Source organism: uncultured Succinatimonas sp. (genome assembly GCF_905203285.1).
Taxonomy (GTDB): domain Bacteria; phylum Pseudomonadota; class Gammaproteobacteria; order Enterobacterales; family Succinivibrionaceae; genus Succinatimonas.
Map to the genome: position 1 here is coordinate 1 of NZ_CAJKVK010000103.1, position 6,470 is coordinate 6,470.

Here is a 6,470-nt window from a genome sequence, read left to right on the forward strand (position 1 = left end):
AAGCCGTTTAGAGAGGATTTTTAGAGTTACTTATCTAGATCCGCAACTTTTAGGTAGTAAACTGTCGCTTCTGTCGGCAGTTTATTTTTTTAGCCCTTGTGTTCGATAATGTCTCCGACTACTGCATTAAGGCTTTTAATTAAATCTTGAGGATTAACGCCTACGGAAAAACCGCGTCTGCCGCCGCTTACTAAAATTTCATCAAACTTTAAGGCAGTTTCGGATATTACGGTCAGAGTTTTCCTTTTTTGACCGAAAGGACTTATTCCTCCGATTACATAGCCTGTAATACGTGAGGCTGTCGCTTGATCCGTCATTTCCAAATCTTTTACTTTAATTAAACGGGCTACGTTTTTAAGTGAAATCAAAGCATTTACTGGAACGACACAAGTCACGTAAGTTTTATCATGGTGCAGTATTATGGTTTTAAATACTTTATCTTCTTCAATGTTTAAAGCAGAAGCGGCAAATTTTCCGAAGTCATGATCGACTGTACATTTGTACTCATAAGCTTTATATGTGATTTTTTGTTGCTTTAAGAAGTTTTGCGCCGGAGTGATCATGAATAAGTCCTTGATAATTCATTTTGAATGAAGTTTAAGCAAAAATATTATAGAAGAAACTTTCTGCTTTTCTTCTTATATGTTTTTTGGTGCAATGAAAAAATATTAAAAATTTCTTGCTTATTTAAAATTTTTCTATATAATTTATCGCCATCGGATGCGGGCATAGCTCAGTTGGTAGAGCATAACCTTGCCATGGTTAGGGTCGCGAGTTCGAACCTCGTTGCCCGCTCCAAATTATAAAAAGGCACCATAAGGTGCTTTTTTCATTTTTGCACGTGCACTTAATTTTGTCTTCCTTATTAATTCCTGTCAGAATTTTTCATTAATCTTTAGCAATTTTCTTTTTTGCTTTAAACAAAAAAGGGAGACATAAAAATCTCCCGAGATTATAGTTTACAGTAATAGGTAATGAACTAATAACTTAACACGTTGCTTTTACTTAAGTTTAAGACCTGTAAGGTTTGATATTTCTTCCTTAACTTTGGCAAAATCCTGACATAAAATCCCGTGGATGCCAAGTTTATTTGCCATATCAATGTTGTTTTGATTGTCATCAATAAAAATGCACTCTTCAGGAGTTAGGTGATAACGTTCAAGCAGTAAATGGAAAATCCTTTTTTCAGGTTTTTTCATTTTTTCTTCACCGGAGACTACAATTCCCTCAAAAATTTCCAAGAATTTATAATTATTGTAAGCAAAAGGGAATGTTTCCGAAGACCAATTGGTCAAACCGAATAATTTAAACTGATGGGATGCTTCAACTTGCTTTAAAATACTGACGCCTTCGTCAATTTGACCGCTTATCATTTCAGGCCAGCGATCTTTATACATTTGAATTTCTTTTGCATATTCAGGATGGATTGCAATTAACTCTTTAACGCCTTCGGCAAAAGGCTTACCGGCATCCATTTGTGCATTCCATTCAGTTGTACAAATATTTTGGAGAAAGTTTTCTATTTCTTCTTCGGTTTTAAAGACTTTACGGTATAAATATCGAGGATCCCAGTCAAGAAGGACTCCGCCGAAATCAAAAATAATGTTTTTAATGGTCACGGTAAATCTCCTTTAAACCGTTTAATTTAGATATGTTTTTATCATAATCAAATATTGAACGATTTTTTGAATTTTTACTGAAAGTTCGCTCTTTCTCAAAAAATCAAGCCAGAAAACAAATTAATTATTCGTCATTAGTCTGCTGATGGTTGTCTTGCGGCTTCTCTGCTTCTTTTAAGCAATCAGGACAAATTCCCGTAAAAATAATTTCATGGCTTAAAAATAAGAAGCCATGTTTATTTTTTATTTGATCTTCAATGTGTTCCTGATAGGGCATGTCAACATCGAAAATATGACCGCAGTGCAGACATTTGATGTGATAATGATTATGAATTAAATGATCAAAACGTTCAGCTTCCCCCGGAACCTCAATTTTTTTGATTTGCCCGGTTTTAGCCAGTTTGTCAAGATTACGGTACACCGTAGCACGGCTTATATTCGGATAGTCATTTATGATGCTTGCATAAACTTCATCGGCCGTGGCATGATTTTCAAGTTTATTGACCGCGTTTAATACCAGGGAACATTGAATAGTGTTTCGTTTTATCATTTTATTTTGATTTAATATGTTTTTAACTTATTGATAATTTATCTTATTAAGGAAAAAAAATAAAAAAATTGATAAATTTTGTCTCGTTTTTTACTAAAAGTTAAATTTTTATCCCGTTGATGTCACTATCCTAAATATTAGATGTTTTTTGAATCATCTAACCTGTAGTAAAATATTAAGATCAGTTTAAGTTTTTTAGCTTGGAGCGCTAATTATGGCAGTTAAATTTTCGACAGCAGTAAAAACTTTATGTGCTGCCGCAGCCGTTACTTTTTGTGCCGCACAGGCACAGGCCGAAGTCTTAAGAGTAGGTACTGAAGCTACTTATGCCCCGTTTGAATTTATGGATGACAATGTAAAGCCTCAGGGATATGACATTGATATCATAAATGCAGTGGGTAAAGCCATGGGGTATGAAGTTCAGGTTCAGAATATGGCTTTTGACGGTTTGATCCCCGCTTTGATGACTTCTCAAATAGATGTTGTTATCGCTGCCATGACCATTACTGAAGAGCGTGCCAAGCGTGTTGATTTTACCGAGCCTTACTATAAGTCAGGTCTTTCAATCTTAATTCTTGAAGAGAATAAAGATAAATTCAAAACAATTAATGATTTAAAGAATGAGCGTTTATGTGCACAGATCGGAACTACCGGAGCATTAAAAGCCCAGGAAATTTCCGGTAATGTCGGTGCATTTAATACCGAGCCTGAAGCCTTTATGGAATTAAAAGCCAAAGGTTGTGCCGGCGTCGTTAATGATCGTCCCGTTAATCTTTATTTCTTGACTAAGTCAGCCTCTAAGGGCGTAATTGAGATGAGCGAGAAAATTACCGCTGAAGATTACGGTATTGCTGTTCGTAAAGGAAACAGTGAATTGCTCAAGACTTTAAATGAAGGTCTTAAGAAAATTAAAGAATCCGGAGAAATGGCTAAAATCCATCAAAAATGGTTTAGCGTTTCTGAGTAGTGTTTAAAAATCAGCGCATTTTTATTAATTAAAAATGCGCTTTGCTTAATATTTTTTGGTATTGCTTAACATGCCGTTTCCTTTTGATATATCGCTGATTATTGATTCTTTGCCTCTTTTAGGCATCGGCGCAATGGTCACTATCGAAATTACAGCCGTTGCCGTTGCTCTTGGTACTCTCATAGGTTTGTTCGTAGGTATCGCAGAGTTATCCCGTTATTGGTACTTCCGTATACCGTCAAAGATTTACGTTGATTTTATCCGCGGAACTCCGCTGTTGGTTCAAATCTTCATTATTTACTTTGCACTTCCGATTATTTTGGGAGTAAGAGTTGAACCTTTTGTTGCTGCGGTCGCTGCGTGTTCAATTAACTCTGGTGCGTACGTCGCAGAAATTTTCCGTGCCGGCATTCAATCTATTGATAAAGGACAGATGGAAGCAGGTCGTTCTTTAGGTATGAGCTGGGGACAAACAATGATTCATATCGTTATTCCTCAGGCCTTCCGTCGTATCATTCCTCAGCTTGGCAATGAATTTATCGCCATGCTTAAAGATTCATCCTTGGTATCGGTTATCGGTTTTGAAGAGTTAACCCGTAAAGGTCAGTTGATTATCGCATCAACTTACGGTTCATTGGAAATATGGACGGCCGTTGCAATTATTTATCTTATTATGACCTTGTCCATTACCCGTTTCGTCGCCTTCTTAGAGAAGAGATTTAAATAATGATCGTTATTAAAGATTTACATAAAAGTTATGGCAATACCGAGATTTTAAAAGGTATTGATCTTGAGGTTAAAAAAAGTGAAGTGGTGGTAGTTATCGGTCCGTCAGGATCTGGTAAAAGTACTTTGCTCCGCTGTGTAAACTACCTTGAGGTTCCTACATCAGGAACTATTGCCATTGACGGACAGACAATTACTCCTGATGTGGATATCAATACTATTCGTGCTGAAGTAGGTATGGTTTTTCAGCACTTTAATCTTTTCGGTCACATGACTGTGCTGCAAAATATTACTTTAGCACCTATAAAAGTTCGTCATATGTCAAAAGAAGACGCTGAAAAGGTTGCAATGGAGCTTTTGACAAAGGTCGGTCTTGCAGATAAAGCATCAGCTTACCCTCGTGAATTATCCGGTGGTCAGCAGCAGCGTGTAGCTATTGCAAGAGCTCTTGCAATGCATCCTAAGATCATGCTTTTTGATGAGCCGACTTCTGCTCTTGATCCTGAGATGGTCAATGAAGTTCTGGAAGTAATGAAGACCTTGGCTGAAAGCGGTATGACCATGATGGTTGTAACTCATGAAATGGGATTTGCCCGTCAGGTTGCCGACCGCGTGTTGTTTGTTGACGGCGGTAAAATTTTGGAAGAAGGAAAGCCTGAAGATCTGTTTACTAATCCAAAAGAGCCGCGTACTCAGGACTTTTTGGCTAAGATCCTATAAATTAATTTTTATATGTCCTTGCTGTAAGGCAGGGATATATTTTGATGTCTTTTCCTGTCTTTTTGTGGAAAATACGGAAGTTTGGGTGTTATTTACAGATAAGAAATGAGAATACCAGAGGAAAATAAAAACAGAGCTTTTGACAAAAGCATTGTAAAAGATCTTATTAAAATTCAATATCTTTTTTCATGGCTGTCTCTTGCTTTGCTGTGCGTCGTAGCTTTTATTCCTAATCGTATTCGTGATTTTGTTGCGGTTGTCATAGCTTTTCTCGTTTCTTTTTTGCCTTTAACTCCCCGTCGCGTAGCATATGCAAATATGCGTACGGCGTTTCCTGATTTATCGGCAAAAGAATGTCGTGCGTTATATAGGAAATCACTTGCCGTCGGGTTTTCGGTTACTTTGGCTTATGCAGAGCCGTCTGTTTTGCCGCGTTTTTTGCTAAAAAAACGCTGGAAGCTTGTTGGTGAAGAAAATTTAAAGAAAGCGCTGTCGTTAAATAAACCGATTATTTTCGTTGCTCCGCATTGCTTTGCAATTGACAGATGCGGTTTATATTTGTCTTTTTGCGGGATCAATATGTGCACGATGGTGCATGCTCAGCGCAATCCTGTGTATGATTGGTTCTTAAATCAGCAGCGCTTGAGCTTTGGCGGAGCGGTGTATGAGCGTTCAAGCGGTTTACGTACGCTTATTCGTGAACTTAAAAACGGTAGATCCTGTTTCTTTTTGCCTGATGAGGATTTAGGCAGGGACTCAAGTCGCTTCATTAATTTTTTAGGTGTTCCGAAAGCTACGGTTTCTACTTTGCCGAAACTTGCTAAAGTTACCGATGCAGTCACGATGCAGCTTTTTTCCGTCTATAATTTGAAGACCGCGAATTTTGAGGTCCATTTTTCCGAGCCTTTTGCAGATTTTCCGTCAAATGATTTGGATCGTGATTTGTCTATGATGAATCAGCATATAGAAAAAGAATTGTTAATTCATCGTGAACAATATATGTGGTTCTTGCGCTTTTTTAAAACCCGTCCTGACGAGAGTTATCCTGATATTTATGAAAATACTCATCTGTCATTATGGAAAAAAGGCAAGAGCATTGATTATGCCGCAAGACGCCGTCCTTTTGTAGAAAATTAATAATCTGCCTCTTAACGCAGCAAGGACTTTCTTGCTGATATCTAGTTAATTTCTTTTTTGTATAATACGCACGCTATCGTAATAGAGTGTTTTGTACTTATGTTTAAATTAAAAAAAGATAAAGAAAACGAATTTAAGAACTATATTTCGGATGAAGAAATCAATCAGGGAATAAACAGACTTGACCTTCAGGAGGGAAAACGTTCTCTTTTAGCTATCACATGGCCGATTTTTATTGATTTAGCTCTAAATTTCGCAACATTAATCATCAATATGATGATGGTAGGTGCGGTATCGGTTGATGCGGTAGCTGAGCTCACCGTCGGAAATCAGGTGTTTGATCTGGCGCTTATTATTTTTAATTTCATCAATATAGGAGTGTGCGTAGTATGCGCACAGGCATTAGGAGCAGGTAATAAGAAACTTGTTCGCAGGTTAGTGCATACAGGTTATGGCATAAATCTTATTACAGGAACAGTAGTATCTTTAGGAGTGTTTTTCTTTGCGCCTTTGATTGTCAGAATAATGAATGTTCCTGAGGAGATCAGTCAGAGTTCACAAAGCTATCTGGCAATTTTGTCTTTGTGTTTTTTGCCTCAGGCCTTGTGTTTGGTTTCAGCTGCTATCCTCCGAGCTTTTGAGTGTACCCGAGATGCCATGTATGTTTCTTTGCTTATTAATTTAATTACTATGCTTGGAAACTCAATGTTTTTGTTCGGCTGGTTTAATATGCCGGTTTTAGGCGTGGAGG

At 37.4% G+C, this 6,470-nt stretch carries 8 protein-coding genes and 1 tRNA gene; 6 read left to right on the top strand and 3 right to left on the bottom strand.

Annotated features, from left to right (window positions below; translation table 11 throughout):
* Positions 1–89: 89 nt before the first annotated feature.
* Positions 90–560 carry a Cys-tRNA(Pro) deacylase gene (ybaK, locus tag QZ019_RS08815; protein ID WP_294567110.1) on the bottom strand — a complete coding sequence of 157 codons (471 nt, stop codon included), beginning with the start codon at positions 558–560 and terminating at the stop codon, positions 90–92.
* A 162-nt stretch (positions 561–722) separates the two neighbouring features.
* Between ybaK and QZ019_RS08820 the strand changes: the two genes are divergently transcribed.
* A tRNA-Gly gene (locus QZ019_RS08820) sits at positions 723–798 on the top strand.
* Between the two features lie 203 nt (positions 799–1,001).
* On the opposite strand, the gene QZ019_RS08825 is transcribed toward QZ019_RS08820, so the two are convergent.
* Positions 1,002–1,619: an HAD family phosphatase gene (locus QZ019_RS08825; protein WP_294566988.1), complete on the bottom strand. Its 618-nt coding sequence runs from the start codon at positions 1,617–1,619 to the stop codon at positions 1,002–1,004.
* Positions 1,620–1,743: 124 nt separating this feature from the next.
* Positions 1,744–2,169 carry a Fur family transcriptional regulator gene (locus tag QZ019_RS08830; RefSeq protein ID WP_294566990.1) on the bottom strand — a complete coding sequence of 142 codons (426 nt, stop codon included), beginning with the start codon at positions 2,167–2,169 and terminating at the stop codon, positions 1,744–1,746.
* Positions 2,170–2,383: 214 nt separating this feature from the next.
* Between QZ019_RS08830 and QZ019_RS08835 the strand changes: the two genes are divergently transcribed.
* The 5 genes from QZ019_RS08835 to QZ019_RS08855 form a co-directional block, all read left to right on the top strand.
* Positions 2,384–3,136 (top strand): basic amino acid ABC transporter substrate-binding protein, encoded by a 753-nt coding sequence (locus QZ019_RS08835; protein WP_294566991.1) that lies wholly within the window; start codon positions 2,384–2,386, stop codon positions 3,134–3,136.
* Positions 3,137–3,206: 70 nt separating this feature from the next.
* On the top strand, positions 3,207–3,863 hold the full coding sequence (locus tag QZ019_RS08840; RefSeq protein WP_294566993.1) for an amino acid ABC transporter permease: 657 nt from the start codon (positions 3,207–3,209) through the stop codon (positions 3,861–3,863).
* The gene (locus tag QZ019_RS08845; protein WP_294566995.1) at positions 3,863–4,582 is read left to right on the top strand and encodes an amino acid ABC transporter ATP-binding protein; all 720 of its coding nucleotides are present in this window, start codon (positions 3,863–3,865) and stop codon (positions 4,580–4,582) included. The genes QZ019_RS08840 and QZ019_RS08845 overlap by 1 nt, the downstream gene beginning before the upstream one ends.
* Before the next feature lie 105 nt (positions 4,583–4,687).
* Positions 4,688–5,719 carry a lipid A biosynthesis (KDO)2-(lauroyl)-lipid IVA acyltransferase gene (locus QZ019_RS08850; RefSeq protein ID WP_294566997.1) on the top strand — a complete coding sequence of 344 codons (1,032 nt, stop codon included), beginning with the start codon at positions 4,688–4,690 and terminating at the stop codon, positions 5,717–5,719.
* 99 nt (positions 5,720–5,818) lie between these two features.
* Positions 5,819–6,470: MATE family efflux transporter (locus tag QZ019_RS08855; RefSeq protein ID WP_295484334.1), on the top strand; the 652-nt coding region annotated here is incomplete at its 3' end.